The organism is Devosia sp. UYZn731 (assembly GCF_040546795.1).
Lineage (GTDB): Bacteria > Pseudomonadota > Alphaproteobacteria > Rhizobiales > Devosiaceae > Devosia.
This window is the reverse complement of the sequence record NZ_JBEPOL010000010.1, coordinates 20,451-35,151: the sequence shown is the minus strand read 5'-3', so window position 1 is coordinate 35,151 and position 14,701 is coordinate 20,451. Positions and strand designations below refer to the sequence as shown.

The following is a 14,701-nucleotide window of genomic DNA, read 5'->3' as shown; positions in this document are numbered from 1 at the left end:
TTAGCCTCGTGTCCAGTCGCATCATTCCGGTCCAGCCTTTCGATTATGTGGTGTTCGGCGCCACTGGCGACTTGACCAAGCGCAAGCTTATCCCGGCGCTGTACCATCGCTTCAAGGATGGGCAGTTCGACGAGCAGTCGCATATTATCGGTGTCTCGCGCTCCAAGCTGAGCGACGCCGAATTTCAGAAGCTGGCCCGCGATGCGGTCACCGAATTCGTGGAAAAGGAATACCAGGACTCAGCGATCATCGATCGCTTCGTCACGATATTCTCCTACGTCGCCAACGATGTCAGCGACCCTGCGAAGTGGACCGACTTGGGCAAGGCGCTGCGCGACGATCCCAAGATCGTTCGCGCCTTCTATCTGGCCGTGGCGCCCGACCTGTTCGAGCCCATCGCCGAATATCTGTCCAAGAAGAAATATTACCGCCGCGACGCCCGCGTGGTGATCGAAAAGCCGCTCGGCCACGACCTCGCCTCGTCGATGGAAATCAACGATGGCGTCTCAAAAATCTTCAAGGAAGATCAGGTCTATCGCATCGACCACTATCTCGGCAAAGAGACGGTGCAGAACCTGCTGGCGCTGCGCTTCGCCAATACGCTGTTCGAGCCGATCTGGAATTCGGCCCATATCGACCATGTCCAGCTCACCGTGGCCGAGTCGGTCGGCGCCGGCACGCGCGGCTATTACGACGAGAGTGGCGCCCTGCGCGACATGATCCAGAACCACATGCTGCAGTTGCTGTGCCTCGTGGCCATGGAACCGCCGGCGTCCGACGACGCCAACGCCCTGCGCGACGAAAAGCTCAAAGTGCTGCGATCTCTCAAGCCCATCGTCAATGGCGACGTGGCCCGCATGACCGTGCGCGGCCAGTATCGCGGCGTGAAGTCCGAGACCACCTCGGTGGCCGGCTATCAGGACGAGTTGCCCGAAGCCAAGAAGGGCAGCCGCACCGAAACCTTCGTTGCCCTCAAAGCCGAAATCGAAAACTGGCGCTGGGCCGGCGTGCCGTTCTACCTGCGCACCGGCAAGCGCATGGCCAGCCGCGTTTCGGAAATCTGCATCCAGTTCCGCTCCATTCCGCATTCGATTTTCGACCACGCCGAGGGCGCGCCCAAGGCCAACAAGCTGATCATCCGTCTGCAGCCCGACGAGGGCGTCAAGATGATGATGATGATCAAGGACCCGGGTCCGGGCGGCATGCGCCTGCGCGAAGTGCCGCTGAACCTGAGCTTTGCCCAGACCTTCAGCGAGCGCACGCCCGAAGCCTATGAGCGCTTACTGCTCGACGTGATCCGGGGCAACCAGACCTTGTTCATGCGCCGCGACGAGCTTGAGGCGGCCTGGAAATGGGTCGACCCGATCCGCGAGGCCTGGGACAATTCGTCCGAGCCGACCCAGTCCTACACGGCTGGCACCTGGGGCCCAACCGGCTCGATCGCCCTGATCGAGCGCGATGGCCGCACCTGGTATGAAGGCGAAAACTGATGACAATCGAACGCCGCAGCTTTGCCGATAAGCCGACCCTGGCCAAGGAATTGGCCGAGTCGGTTGCCGACCGCATCCGGACGGCCATCACAGAGCGCGGCATGGCGTCCATCGCCGTCAGCGGCGGCTCCACGCCCGGCCGGTTCTTCCAGGCTTTGGGCAAGACCAAGGACATCGACTGGTCCAAGGTCATCGTCACCCTGGTCGATGAGCGCTGGGTCGACGAGATGAGCAACCGCTCCAATGCCCTGCTGGTCAATGAGCGCATGCTACAGGGCCCGGCGGCAATCGCGCGGTTCCTGCCGCTCTATTCGGGCGGCGACGAGCCGACCCCCGAACGGGTCGCCCAGACCAATGCCTCGCTTGCCAACCTGCCACGCCCATTTGCGGCGGTCATTCTCGGCATGGGCAGCGACGGCCATACCGCTTCGTTCTTTCCCGGCGGCGATACGCTTACCGAAGCGCTGTCCGCCCCCGGTCCCGCACTGGCCATCCACGCCCCCGGCGCCGGCGAGTCGCGCATCACCCTTACCCTTCCGTATCTGTTGAACACGGATGGGCTCTACCTTCACATCGAAGGGGAAGAAAAGGCCGTCGTTCTCGACACGGCATTGAGTGAAGGCCCCACAGAGGCCATGCCCATCCGTGCCGTCTTGCGCTCCGGCCAGACTGTAACCGTCTACTGGTGCCCGTAGTCCCCGTCGCGGTCCCCAATCGACCGCTTCGGCCACTTAAGGCTCCACCAAGGAGCTAAAATGTCTGTTCGCCAATCGATCAAAGATGTCACCGACCGTATCGCCGCCCGCAGCCGCGACACCCGCCGCGACTACCTCAATCGCCTCGACGCCGCCAAGGAAGCCGGCGTCTACCGCTCGACCCTGAGCTGCGGCAATCTCGCCCACGCTTTTGCCGCCTGCACCCCATCCGAAAAGGCAGCGTTGGCCGGCAGCAAGACGCTGAACCTGGGTATTGTCACATCCTATAACGACATGCTGAGCGCCCATCAGCCGTATCAGTTCTATCCCGATATCATCAAGGAAGCCGCCCGCGCCATCGGCGCCACGGCGCAGGTTGCCGGCGGCGTGCCCGCCATGTGCGATGGTGTCACCCAGGGCATGCCGGGCATGGACCTGTCGCTGTTCAGCCGCGACGTCATCGCCATGGCAACGGCGATTTCGCTCAGCCACAACATGTTCGACGCTGCCGTCTATCTCGGCATCTGCGACAAGATCGTCCCCGGACTGTTGATCGGTGCGCTGACCTTTGGTCATCTCCCCGCCGTCTTCGTGCCCGCCGGCCCCATGCCCTCGGGGATGCCGAACGACGAAAAGAGCAAGATCCGCCAGCTTTATATGGAAGGCAAGGTCGGCCGTGCCGAGCTGCTGGAAGCGGAGAGCAAGTCCTATCATTCGGCCGGCACCTGTACTTTCTACGGCACCGCCAATTCCAATCAGATGCTGATGGAAATCATGGGCCTGCACCTGCCGGGTGCCAGCTTCGTAAATCCCGGCACCCCGCTGCGCGATGCATTGACGAAAGAGGCGACCAAGCGCGCCCTCTCGCTGACCGCGCAGGGCAATGACTACACCCCCGTCGGCCACGTCATCGATGAGAAGTCGATCGTCAACGGCCTGGTTGGTCTGCACGCCACCGGCGGCTCGACCAACCACACTATGCACTTGATCGCCATCGCGGCCGCTGCGGGCCTGCATGTCACCTGGGACGACATGAGTGACCTCAGCGACGCGACGCCGCTGCTGGCCCGCGTCTATCCCAATGGCGTCGCCGACGTGAACCATTTCCATGCCGCCGGTGGCATGGGCTTCCTGATCCAGGAACTGCTCGCCAGCGGCCATCTGCACGAAGACGTCAAGACCGTCTGGGGCAATGGCCTGTCTGGCTATGCCGTGGAAGCCAAGCTCATCGAGGAGAAGCTGACCTTCGAAGCCTCGCCCAAGGAATCCGCGCTGCCAAAAGTGCTGACTGGCGTGGCCACGCCGTTCCAGACCTCGGGCGGCCTCAAGCTGCTCTCCGGCAATCTCGGCCGCTCGGTGATCAAGGTCTCCGCCGTCAAGCCGGAACACCGCGTCATCGAAGCCCCCGCCCGCGTATTCCACGGCCAGGAAGGCCTGCAGGCTGCGTTCAAGGCCGGCGAACTCAATGGCGACATGATCGCCGTGGTCCGTTTCTCCGGCCCCCGGGCCATCGGCATGCCCGAACTGCACAAGCTGACCCCGGCACTCGGCGTCTTGCAGGACCGCGGCTTCAAGGTCGCGCTGCTGACTGACGGTCGCATGTCCGGTGCCTCGGGCAAGGTGCCCGCCGCCATTCACATGACCCCCGAAGCCGTCGATGGCGGCCCCATCTCCAAACTGCGCGACGGCGACATGATCCGCCTCGACGCCAATGAAGGCACCCTGACCTTCCTCGGCGACGAAAAGGAACTCCTCTCCCGCACCCCTGCCACCGAAGACTTGCGCCCCCAGCACTACGGCATGGGCCGCGAGTTGTTCGCGGGGTTCAGGAGCCTCGTGGGCGTCGCGGATCGCGGCGCGAGCGTGTTTCAGTAAGGCTGATGTCCGAACGGACCGCCGGGATCGCCCGGCGGTCTTTTCTCAGGCGGCAGGTGTCTCGGATATGTCGGCCGGTGCGGCACAGGTGCGGTTTCGGCCGCCTCTTTTGGCCGTGTACAGCGCTTGATCGGCGGCGCGCAGCATGGCCTCCGATGAGCCGGTCAGGGACAGCGAGGAAATCCCCAGGCTCGCTGTGACCGCCAAGTCCTGGCCGCCGGGCAGGCTCAAGACGGACTCCGCAATGCGCAGTCTCATCCGCTCTCCAAGAGTGGCCGCAGCGTCAATATCGCAATTGGGCGCGATAACGACAAATTCCTCGCCGCCATAGCGAAAGACGGTGTCATTGGGCCGAACCGAAGCAATAATCAGCGAACACACGTGCCGCAGCACCAAGTCGCCGACATCGTGCCCATAGGTGTCGTTGACGTGCTTGAAATGGTCCAGGTCGATCAAGACTGCCGATAACGGCAGGTTCAACCTCGTGGCCCGGCTTACTTCCTCGATCAGCTTGCTGTCGAGATAGCGGCGGTTATAGGTGCCGGTCAGCGGGTCCTCGATGGCGTCGCGTTCGAGCTTGGCGATCCGCACCACGTCATTGGTGGTGACAAAGGACAGGCGGGTGACGACCAGGGTAAAGGCCCCCGCCACCATCAGGATCAGCGCCACAAGCTCATTGGCCACCAGCGCCCGTTCTTCCCAGAGAAAGACCAGCCCCACATAGCCCACGATGAAGAACACGATCAGCGCGCTCAGCCCGATCCACTGCCGGCGCAACGTGCTGGACGCGCTGAGCAGGCGGATGATCGAACGCACCGTGAGCAGCGCCGCGGCCAGCAACCCCACCCCGATGACGAGCATCACGTCGTCGACATACATCATCGCTCTTTCCGGCATATTCGGCATTCGTCTATTACCACTCCCGGGCTTTCAAACCCACGCCTACCGGCTCCGCCCGAACAACCGCTCGATATCGCGCTTCTTCAGCTCCACATAAGTCGGTCGCCCATGGATGCACTGCCCGGAATGGGGGGTATTCTCCATGTCGCGCAGCAGGGCATTCATCTCATCCACCCGCAATCGTCGGCCGGACCGAACCGAGCCGTGGCAGGCCATGCGGCCGATGATGGCGTCCATGCGGTCTTGCAGCGCCGAGCTGGTTTCCCATTCGGCCAGGCCATCGGCAACGTCGCGCACGAGCCCCGAAATATCGGTCTGGCCCAAGAGGGCAGGGGTCTCGCGCACCGCGACGGCGCGGGGGCCGAAGCGCTCCAGATAAAGCCCGAAGCGCTCCAGCTCTGGCGCGGCCTCTTCGAGCCGGGCGCAGTCCTCCTCAGGCAGCTCGATGATCACCGGAATGAGTTGCGCCTGGCTGGCGACGGGACCGGAGGCGAGCTGTGCCTTGAACCGTTCATAGACCAGCCGCTCATGGGCCGCGTGCTGATCGACCAGCAGCAGGCCCTCGCCATTCTGGGCGATGATGAAATTGTCGAACATCTGAGCACGTGCCGTGCCGAGCGGAAATTCCATCAGTTCTGGACGCGTGTCGGGCATTTCGACCCGGGCGCTGGGTTCCGATAAGCCTGCCAAGTCCGATTGGGCGCCATAGCTGGGGGAGAATGGGTTAGCGTTGCCGGTTCCTGAGACGCGCTCATAGCCACCGGAGGAGGGCGTCGAGCCGGTCCAGCGATAGGCGGTGGACGGATTGCTCGCGGCAGGCGCAGCCGCATATTCGGGTGCCGTGAACGCCCCCAGCACATCGTCGGCCACGCTGGTCGAAGCCTTGAACCCCGCCGCCGCCAAGGCTTCCCCAACCGCCCGGATCACGGCGCCGCGCACCGCCCCGGCATCGCGAAAGCGCAGTTCCGCCTTGGCTGGGTGTACGTTCACATCCACCTCACCCGGATCGACCGCGAGATAGAGCGCGATCACCGGAAACCGGTCGCGGAACGTATAATCCGCATAGGCCGCCCGCACGGCGCCGACCAGCACTTTGTCGCGCACCGAGCGGCCATTGACGAAATAGAACTGCGACAGCGAATTGGCCCGCGTATAAGTCGGCAATCCGGCGAGGCCCGCCACGACCACGCCATGGCGCGCCGTCGCCAACTGCACGGAATTCTGCGCGAAATCGTCGCCGATCACCTGCGACAGCCGCGCTTCCAATGCGCCCGCGCCGCTGACCGCCGGCCAATTGGCGGGGCTGCGATCGCTGCCATTGAGCACGAAATGCACGCCTGGATTGGCCATCGCCAGCCGCTTGACCACATCGGTGATCGCGCCTGCCTCGGCCCGGTCAGTCTTGAGAAATTTGAGCCGCGCCGGGATATTGGCGAAGAGGTTCCTCACCTCCACAATGGTGCCCCGGTTCATCGCCTGTGGCACCGGCCCATGCCGAACCCCACTGCGCACCTCGATCCGCAACCCGCTTTCGGCATCGCTGGTGCGCGAGGCAATGCTCAGTTCCGCCACCGAGCCGATCGAGGCCAGCGCCTCGCCGCGGAACCCGAGGGTGCGGATATCCTCGAGATCGTCGGCGCTCAGCTTGGAGGTGGCGTGCCGCTCCACCGACAGCAGCAAATCCGCGCGGTCCATGCCATGCCCGTCGTCCTCGATGCGCATCAACCCCTTGCCGCCCATGGCCGTGGTGACGACGATCCGGGACGCCCCCGCATCGATGGCGTTCTCGACCAGTTCCTTGACCACGCTGGCAGGGCGCTCCACCACCTCGCCGGCGGCGATGCGGTTGATCAGGTCTTCGGGCAATTGGCGGATGGGCAAGGGCGATTCTCCTTGGGCCAATATAGGCCATGCCGGCGCGGTTTCCGACCCGGTTCCGCGATTGCCCAACGCCAATTGCCGCGCGGGGTACCGGGCGGGTATGGGATAGACTGCGGCATGCGGCGAGACGTGCCTCATGGTTTGTTTTAGTAAGCGAGACAGCATCTCGCCGCATGCACCGGGATTTTTGGCGTGTCCGGTTCATGTGGGCCACTATGGCAGACCCACGTGCCGAGTTTTCCGCACGCCGAGACTGGGCGACCCCAATCTCACCGGTTGTTCCCACGCCGACCGTTCGTGGCGACCGCGCAGTGGTGCGTGGGAATGGGGGGATTATGGAGCGGGAATTGGGGGCGGGGGTAAGAGAGGTAAGATGGACAGATCGGGGCCAAACGCACCCCCACCCGGCCTCCCCCTGGAGGGGGAGGAGAAGGGGGCCGCTTGGGCGGTGCGGGCTCGACAGGTGTGACAGGCCGCTTCCTCTCTGCTATGTGCGGGCGCAAATCTGTTGCGGGAGCCCTGCCTTGATCATCGAGCCCAAAATTCGCGGTTTCATCTGCACCACCGCCCACCCGGTCGGTTGCGCCACCAATGTCCAGCGCCAGATCGACCATGTGGTCGTCAAAGGCGCGATCCCCTCGGATCGCAAGCGCGTGCTGGTGCTCGGCTGCTCGACGGGTTACGGGCTGGCCTCGCGCATCGTCACTACCTTTGGCAGCGATGCCGATACCGTGGGCGTGTCCTTCGAGCGCGCGCCGGCCGAAAACAAGACGGCAAGCGCCGGCTGGTACAATAACCGCGCCTTCGAACAGCGCGCCAAAGCCGCCGCCCGCGTGGCCGTCACCGTGGAAGGCGACGCCTTTTCCGACGCCATCAAGGCCGAGGCCATCGATGCCATCAAGGCCAATCTCGGCCAGGTCGACCTGATCGTCTATTCGGTTGCCTCCCCGGTCCGCACCGATCCCAAGGACGGCGTCACCTATCGCTCGGCCATCAAGCCCTATGGCGGCTCCGTTACCTCCAAGACCCTCAATACCGGCTCCGGTGAAGTCTCCGAAATCTCCGTTGAGCCGGGGACGGAAGAGGAGATGGCCGCAACCGTCAAGGTCATGGGCGGCGAAGACTGGGAACTCTGGATTGCGGCGCTGTCCGCAGCCGGCGTTCTCGCCGATGGCTTCCAGTCGCTCAATTACACCTATCTGGGCAGCGAACTGACCTGGCCGATCTATCACAAGGGCACGCTGGGCAAGGCCAAGGCCGATCTCGATCGCGCCGCTGCCGCCATCCGCGCCCAGTTCGGCGAGCAGGCCGCCCATGTGGTGGCGCTCAAGGCCGTGGTGACCCAGGCCAGCTCCGCCATTCCGGTCGTGCCGCTTTATGGCACCCTGCTGATCAAGGTCATGGATGAAATGGGCATTGGCGAGGGCACTATCGAGCAGATCGACCGCCTGTTCCGCGTCAAATTGCAGGGCGATATCGCGCTCGACGAGGCCGCCCGCGTCCGCGTCGACGATTGGGAACTGTCCGACACTGTCCAGGCCGAACTCAAGAAGCGCTGGGCAGTGCTGAACACGGAAAACCTGCCGGCTTTGGCTGACCTGGCCAAATACCGCGAGGAATTCCTCAAGCTGTTTGGCTTTGGCCTGGGCGGGGTCGATTACGCCGCCGATGTCGACCCGCAGGTCGTCCCTGCCGCCTGATTCAGCCATGACCACGCCGCTCACGCCGATGGACCTCGCATTGTCGCTCGCCGAACAGGCGGCGGCCGATGGCGAGGCGCCGGTGGGCGCGGTGGTGGTGGAAAATGGCGTGGTACTCGCCGCCGAGCGCAACCGGATGAAGGCGCTCGGCGATCCCACGGCCCATGCCGAAATGCTGGCCATCCGCGCCGCCCTCGCCACGCGCGGCAGCGGGCGGCTCGACGGCTGCGATCTTTATGTGACGCTCGAGCCCTGCGCCATGTGCGCCGGCGCCATCGCCCATGTCCGGCTGCGACGGCTGTATTTCGGCGCCGAGGACACCAAGGCCGGCGCGGTGGAAAACGGCATCAGGCTGTTCGCGCAGCCCTCTTGCCACCATGCCCCCGAAGTCGTCGGCGGCCTCGGCGCCACGCGGTCGGCAACGCTATTGAAGGACTTTTTCGGCGCGCTACGGCGCGGCGAGCCGCGCTAGCGGATTGCCTTTCGTGGCGAACAAATAAAAAATTAACGTCGCAAGTGAAACTGCGCTGCGTTTGCGCCCGTAATTGCTCTCAACTGAATGCAAAACCGCAGTCAGCATCGGGGAGCAAAATGAAAATCACTTTCGGTAAAGTTTTGATGGCGGCGATGACCGCTGTGATCATGTCGTCCACCATGCCTGTGACCTACGCGCAAGACAATCCGATGGTTGGCGGCGCTGCGATGTTCGCCACCAAGAACATCATCGAAAACGCCATCAACTCCAAGGATCACACCACGCTCGTTGCCGCCGTCAAGGCTGCGGGCCTCGTGGAAACGCTCTCCGGCCCCGGCCCGTTCACGGTGCTGGCTCCGACCAACGAAGCCTTTGACGCCCTGCCGGCCGGCACAGTGGAAACGCTGCTGAAGCCGGAAAACAAGGCCATGCTGACCACGATCCTGGCCTGCCATGTCATCCCCGCCAAGGCGCTCTCGACCGACATCATGTCCATGGTCAAGGCTGACGGCGGCAAGCATGTCGTCAATACCGTCGGCGGTTGCAAGCTGACGCTGGAAGCCAAGGACGGCAAGGTCACCGTGACCGACGAAAATGGCACCGTTGCCAACGTGACCATCCCCGATGTGATCCAGTCCAATGGCGTGATCCATGTGATCGATGCCGTGCTGACCCCCAAGGCCGCCGATCAGGCCATGGCAACCAAGCCGATGGCTCCTGCCGACGCAATGGCTCCTGCCGACGCAATGGCCGGTGACTTCCCGTTGGTTGGCGGCGCAGCGATGTATCCGACCAAGGACATCATCGACAATGCGGTCAACTCTGCCGATCACACCACGCTGGTTGCCGCCGTCAAGGCTGCAGGCCTGGTCGATACGCTCAAGGGCGCCGGACCGTTCACCGTGTTCGCTCCGACCAATGAAGCCTTCGCCAAGCTGCCGGCCGGCACCGTCGACACGCTGCTCAAGCCCGAAAACAAGGACCAGTTGGTCAAGATCCTGACCGCCCACGTTGTTGCCGGCAAGCTGTCCTCGGCTGACCTTCTGGCCAAGATCAAGGCCCATGGCGGTCGCTACAACTTCAACGCCGTCAGCGGCGACGCCCTGACCGCGACCCGTCGCGGCGGCAAGATCTATATCTACGACGAAGCCGGTGGCGCCGCCGAGATCACCATCGCCGACGTCAACCAGTCCAATGGCGTCATCCACGTCGTCAACGACGTGCTCCTGCCGAAATAAGCCATTCGAATTGAATGCGACGGGGCTCCGCCAATGGCGGGGCCTTTTTTTATTGGACGCTCGCTAGCCCACCTTGACCTTCTGCTGCTTGGCCATCCAGGCTTCGATCTTGGCATCGAGGATGCGCTTGAAGCGGTCCTTTTCCTTTTCGGCGTGACCGACGATTTCCTTGACGCGCCAGAATTCCATGGCGCCGAACGAGGCGACATGGGGGCGGATATACATGTCGGGCGGATAGGCCGCCATCATGTGCGCCGTCAGCGAATGCATCATGATCTGGGCCGAGCCGAACCACATGTCGATGGCCTTGTGGTCGGTCTTGGTAATGCCTTCAGAGGGATCGCCATTGACGTCGATGCCGATCAGGAAATCGGTGTCGATATCGGCTTGGTCCAGCGGCAGCGGATTGACCACGCCACCGTCGACCAGGATGTGATTGGCGTGGGTCACCGGCTTGAACAGGCTGGGAATGGCGATCGAGCCGGCGATAGCGGGGCGCAGATGGCCCGAACTGAACACGACCTGGTGCCAGGATTGATAATCGGTCGCTACCACATAGAGCGGAATTTTCAGGTCTTTGAATTCGTTGGGAAATCCTGGGGGCGTGAAGGCGTCCACAATGCTGGTGGCATCGAGCTGCATCGAAATGCCGTTCTTGAGGATGCCGCCGATCCCACGCAATTGCGTCGCCCATAGCTTGCCGGCGATGATGCGCATGGTGCCCAGCACATTGTAGGAATGCTCGCGCAGCTCGGCCCCGCTCATGCCAGCGGCCCACCCGGCGCCGATCAGCGCGCCGATCGAGGTGCCTGAAATGACGCTCGGTTTGATGCCCAGTTCGTCCATCGCCTCGATATAGGGAATGTGCGTCAGCCCGCGCGCTGAGCCACCGCCGAGAGCCACGCCAATTCGTGGGCCAGAAACCGTGTTCGCCATGTCCCGCTCCGTGCCTTTGGACCGGAGGCGGTCGATCAGCACCTGTCCGCGCTGTTGCAGCGGGGTCGGTAGGCGCTCGTCCGATGTCTGGTCAAAGGCAGCTGCGCGATAGGGTATGCCCGCGAGGTTTACGAAGGGTTCAGACGCCGTTACGGGCGATTTCGCGCCAGCCGATGTCTCGGCGGCAAAAACCCTGTGGCCAGTCGATTTTGTCCACGGCATCGTAAGCACGATTTTGCGCTTCCTGGACATCGGCGCCTAACGCGGTGACATTCAACACGCGTCCGCCATAGCCAAGTAAACGCGCACCCTCGCGCCGCGTTCCGGCATGGAACACCTGCACCTCGGAATTATCGAGGCCCTCGGCGCCTTTGATTTCCGAGCCGTTGGCATAAGGCCCCGGATAACCCCTGGTGGCGAGGATAACGGTCAGCGCAAACTGATCTTTCCATGCCACCGTGCGACCCTTGAGATCGCCCGTCGCCGTCCACAGCAACAATTGCAGCAAGTCCGATTGCAGCCGCATCACCATGACCTGGGTTTCCGGATCGCCGAACCGGGCATTGTATTCCACCAGCTTGGGACCATCGGCGGTGAGCATCAGTCCGGCATAGAGCACCCCCTGATAGGGCGTGCCGCGCGCGGCGAGGCCCCGCACGGTGGGCTCGATGACCCGGGTCAGCGTCTGCTCATAAATCTCGCGCGTCATCACCGGGGCAGGGGAATACGCCCCCATGCCGCCGGTATTGGGCCCGGTATCGCCATCGAAGGCGCGCTTGTGGTCCTGTGCGGTGGTCAGCGGCAGGATGTTCTCGCCGTCGCACAGCACGAACAGGCTGACCTCCTCGCCCTCCATGAACTCCTCGATCACGACTTCCGCGCCGGCCGCCCCAAAGGTGCCCGAGAAGCAGTCGATGATCGCCTCCTCGGCCTCCTCGACGCTCATCGCCACCGTCACGCCCTTGCCGGCGGCCAGGCCATCGGCCTTGATCACGATCGGAGCGCCGTGGGCGTAGAGGTAGGCCAGGGCTGCAGCCTCGTTGTCGAAGCGTCCATAGGCGGCGGTGGGAATGCCCATCTCGTCGCACAAAGCCTTGGTGAAACCCTTTGAGCCTTCCAACTGGCCGGCGGCCTTGGACGGGCAGAAGCAGGTGAAACCTGCGGCGCGCACATCATCGCCCAAACCGGCGACCACCTGCGCATCGGGTCCAACGACGACGAAGTCGATCGCCATCAGCTTGCAGAAATCCGTCACGGCCTTGTGGTCGGTAATGTCCATGACGATGTTTTCGGCCACCGAGCCAGTGCCGCCGTTGCCGGGTGCGATGAACAGCTTGGTCAACAGCGGCGACTGCGCGATTTTCCAGGCGAGGGCGTGTTCGCGGCCGCCGGAGCCAATCACTAGAACGCGCATCTATTGCTCCGTTTTATCAGTCATCACCCTCCTCCCCTTGTGGGAGAAGGTGGCGCGCAGCGCCGGATGAGGGGGTGCGATGGTCAAAAGATACCCTCACCAGCCCTTCGGGCACCCTGTCCCACAAGGGGAGAGGGGGAGCAAGAGCCCTGTGCGTTGAAAACCGGCCAGTCTTGACGCCTCCGCCTCGATAGCGCACCAGAACACCATGGCCGAAACGCTCACCAACGCCACCGAATACACCGTTTCCGAAATCTCCCAGGCGGTCAAACGCACGGTCGAGGAAGAGTTCGGCTATGTGCGGGTGCGCGGGGAAATCTCGGGATATCGCGGCCAGCACTCGTCCGGCCACGCCTATTTCACGTTGAAGGACGAAAACGCGTCGATGGACGCGGTCGTGTGGAAGGGCAATTGGGCGCGGCTGGCCTTCAAGCCCGAAGAAGGGCTCGAAGTCATCGCCACGGGCCGGCTGACGACGTTCCCGCGCTCATCAAAATACCAGATTGTCATCGACAATATCGAGCCTGCCGGCGCCGGCGCTCTGATGGCGCTGCTCGAAGAACGCCGCAAGAAGCTGCTCGCCGAGGGTCTGTTCGACCGCGAACGCAAGCGCGACATCCCCTACCTGCCGCGCGTCATCGGCGTCATCACCTCCCCAACGGGCGCAGTGATCCGCGATATCCTGCATCGCCTGGATGACCGCTTCCCCAGCCACGTGCTGGTCTGGCCGGTGCGGGTGCAAGGCGATACCTGCGCGCCCGAAGTGGTCAACGCCATCGAGGGTTTTAACGCGCTGCTCCCCAACGGCCCCATTCCGCGCCCGGACCTGCTGATCGTCGCCCGTGGGGGTGGCTCCATCGAAGACCTGTGGGGCTTCAACGAGGAAGCCGTGGTGCGCGCGGTGGCCGCCAGTGGCATTCCCATCATTTCGGCCGTCGGCCACGAAACCGATACCACGCTGATCGACTACGCTGCCGACATGCGCGCGCCGACCCCCACCGCGGCCGCCGAAGCCGCCGTGCCGGTGCGCAGCGAACTCATTGCCTATGTGGACGATCTCGGCTCCCGCCAACGGCAAGCGGCGCGGCGCGTTTCCGGCAGCGCCCGCGACCGGTTGCGAGCCGCCGCCGCAGGCCTTCCGCGCCCAGGCGATCTTGTCGCGACCCAACGCCAACGGCTCGATCATGCCGCCACCAACCTGCTGAGCGGCCTGCGCCATTCGGTGCAGCGCCAGCGCGTGCAGTTCTCCCGCATCGAGCCGCGCCTCGGCCCGCAAGTGCTGCGCCAGCGCAGGCAGGATCTCGCGCAACGGCTGACAAACCTCGCCGGTCGCTCCGAAACCGGCCTGCGCAAAACCGTCGATCGGGCGCGCCTGACCTTCGATCCGCGCGCCGATCGTCTGGTGCCGTCAGCCAGGAGGCTGGTCGAGCGCAAGGTGGGCCTGCTAGCGGCCATTGGCCCCAAGCTCTCGCCCAATGCCCTCAAGGCGGAACTCCGCCACTCCCAGAGCCAGTTAGCACCCTTGGCCGCACGCCTGCTGGCCGGCTTCGGCGCCAGCCTCGCGCAACGCCGGTCCGCCCTCGACCAGGCCGGCAAGCTGCTCGCGTCGGTGGGCTATGAAAGCGTCTTGGCACGCGGCTTTGCCATCGTCACCGACGGGCAGGGGCAGTTGGTCCGCACCAAGCAGGGCCTTGAGGCCGGCGACCCCCTGACTATCCGCTTCGCCAATGACGAAACCGTGCCCGTCCTCGTCACCGGTGCCCATGTCGCGCCCCGGAAAAAGCCCCGGACGACAACTGATAACGATCCGCAGGAAAGCCTCTTTTGACGCGCGGCTTTGAGCGCTATATCCAATGGCAGCAAGGATTTGTGCCATGAACATTTTCGACAAGGGGTTTAGCCCCACCGAAGCGGTGATCCGCTACCTGGATGGCGACTATGTGGTGATCAAGCCGGGCACGTTCGTGCGCTGCGCCATTACCGGCAAGACCATTCCGCTCGACGAACTGTTCTATTGGAGCGTGGACCGCCAGGAGGCTTATGCCGACGCGGTGGTGGCCAACGAAGCTCTCGAACGCTTCGGCCGCGGGAACTGAG

12 protein-coding genes and 1 pseudogene are annotated in these 14,701 nt (G+C 63.7%); 9 read left to right on the top strand and 4 right to left on the bottom strand.

The genetic code is table 11. From position 1 onward, the window contains the following. Positions 1–8: 8 nt before the first annotated feature. From zwf to edd, 3 genes are read left to right on the top strand one after another with little or no spacing between them, the layout of a single operon-like run. Positions 9–1,490 (top strand): glucose-6-phosphate dehydrogenase, encoded by a 1,482-nt coding sequence (zwf, locus tag ABIB57_RS22120; RefSeq protein ID WP_354043410.1) that lies wholly within the window; start codon positions 9–11, stop codon positions 1,488–1,490. After that, on the top strand, positions 1,490–2,185 hold the full coding sequence (pgl, locus tag ABIB57_RS22115) for a 6-phosphogluconolactonase (RefSeq protein ID WP_354043409.1): 696 nt from the start codon (positions 1,490–1,492) through the stop codon (positions 2,183–2,185). Before zwf ends, pgl begins: the two co-directional genes overlap by 1 nt. A 60-nt stretch (positions 2,186–2,245) precedes the next feature. Beyond that, complete coding sequence (gene edd / locus ABIB57_RS22110; protein ID WP_354043408.1) at positions 2,246–4,060, top strand: phosphogluconate dehydratase; 1,815 nt, start codon at positions 2,246–2,248, stop codon at positions 4,058–4,060. Positions 4,061–4,105: 45 nt separating this feature from the next. On the opposite strand, the gene ABIB57_RS22105 is transcribed toward edd, so the two are convergent. Both ABIB57_RS22105 and mutL read right to left on the bottom strand, forming a co-directional pair. Next, complete coding sequence (locus tag ABIB57_RS22105) at positions 4,106–4,942, bottom strand: GGDEF domain-containing protein (protein ID WP_354043407.1); 837 nt, start codon at positions 4,940–4,942, stop codon at positions 4,106–4,108. Positions 4,943–5,002: 60 nt separating this feature from the next. Beyond that, positions 5,003–6,841: a DNA mismatch repair endonuclease MutL gene (gene mutL, locus ABIB57_RS22100; protein WP_354043406.1), complete on the bottom strand. Its 1,839-nt coding sequence runs from the start codon at positions 6,839–6,841 to the stop codon at positions 5,003–5,005. Between the two features lie 524 nt (positions 6,842–7,365). Between mutL and fabV the strand changes: the two genes are divergently transcribed. The 4 genes and pseudogenes from fabV (at position 7,366) to ABIB57_RS22080 (ending at position 10,254) form a co-directional block, all read left to right on the top strand. After that, a complete protein-coding gene (fabV, locus tag ABIB57_RS22095; protein ID WP_354043405.1) occupies positions 7,366–8,541 on the top strand; it encodes an enoyl-ACP reductase FabV in 1,176 nt (391 codons plus the stop codon). A 7-nt stretch (positions 8,542–8,548) separates the two neighbouring features. Next, on the top strand, positions 8,549–9,013 hold the full coding sequence (locus ABIB57_RS22090) for a nucleoside deaminase (RefSeq protein WP_354043404.1): 465 nt from the start codon (positions 8,549–8,551) through the stop codon (positions 9,011–9,013). Positions 9,014–9,159: 146 nt separating this feature from the next. After that, positions 9,160–9,696 (top strand): annotated as a pseudogene (locus ABIB57_RS22085) (fasciclin domain-containing protein); the annotation flags it as partial. Between the two features lie 30 nt (positions 9,697–9,726). Continuing rightward, a complete protein-coding gene (locus tag ABIB57_RS22080) occupies positions 9,727–10,254 on the top strand; it encodes a fasciclin domain-containing protein (RefSeq protein ID WP_354043582.1) in 528 nt (175 codons plus the stop codon). A gap of 63 nt (positions 10,255–10,317) precedes the next feature. Here ABIB57_RS22080 and ABIB57_RS22075 read toward each other — a convergent pair whose 3' ends face one another. Then, positions 10,318–11,190 (bottom strand): patatin-like phospholipase family protein, encoded by an 873-nt coding sequence (locus ABIB57_RS22075; RefSeq protein ID WP_354043403.1) that lies wholly within the window; start codon positions 11,188–11,190, stop codon positions 10,318–10,320. A gap of 139 nt (positions 11,191–11,329) precedes the next feature. After that, positions 11,330–12,604 carry a phosphoribosylamine--glycine ligase gene (gene purD, locus ABIB57_RS22070; protein ID WP_354043402.1) on the bottom strand — a complete coding sequence of 425 codons (1,275 nt, stop codon included), beginning with the start codon at positions 12,602–12,604 and terminating at the stop codon, positions 11,330–11,332. Between the two features lie 208 nt (positions 12,605–12,812). On the opposite strand from purD, the gene xseA reads away from it, so the two are divergent. Continuing rightward, complete coding sequence (gene xseA, locus ABIB57_RS22065; protein WP_354043401.1) at positions 12,813–14,432, top strand: exodeoxyribonuclease VII large subunit; 1,620 nt, start codon at positions 12,813–12,815, stop codon at positions 14,430–14,432. A gap of 46 nt (positions 14,433–14,478) precedes the next feature. Then, a complete protein-coding gene (locus ABIB57_RS22060; RefSeq protein ID WP_299723744.1) occupies positions 14,479–14,700 on the top strand; it encodes a DUF2093 domain-containing protein in 222 nt (73 codons plus the stop codon). Position 14,701: the final 1 nt, after the last annotated feature.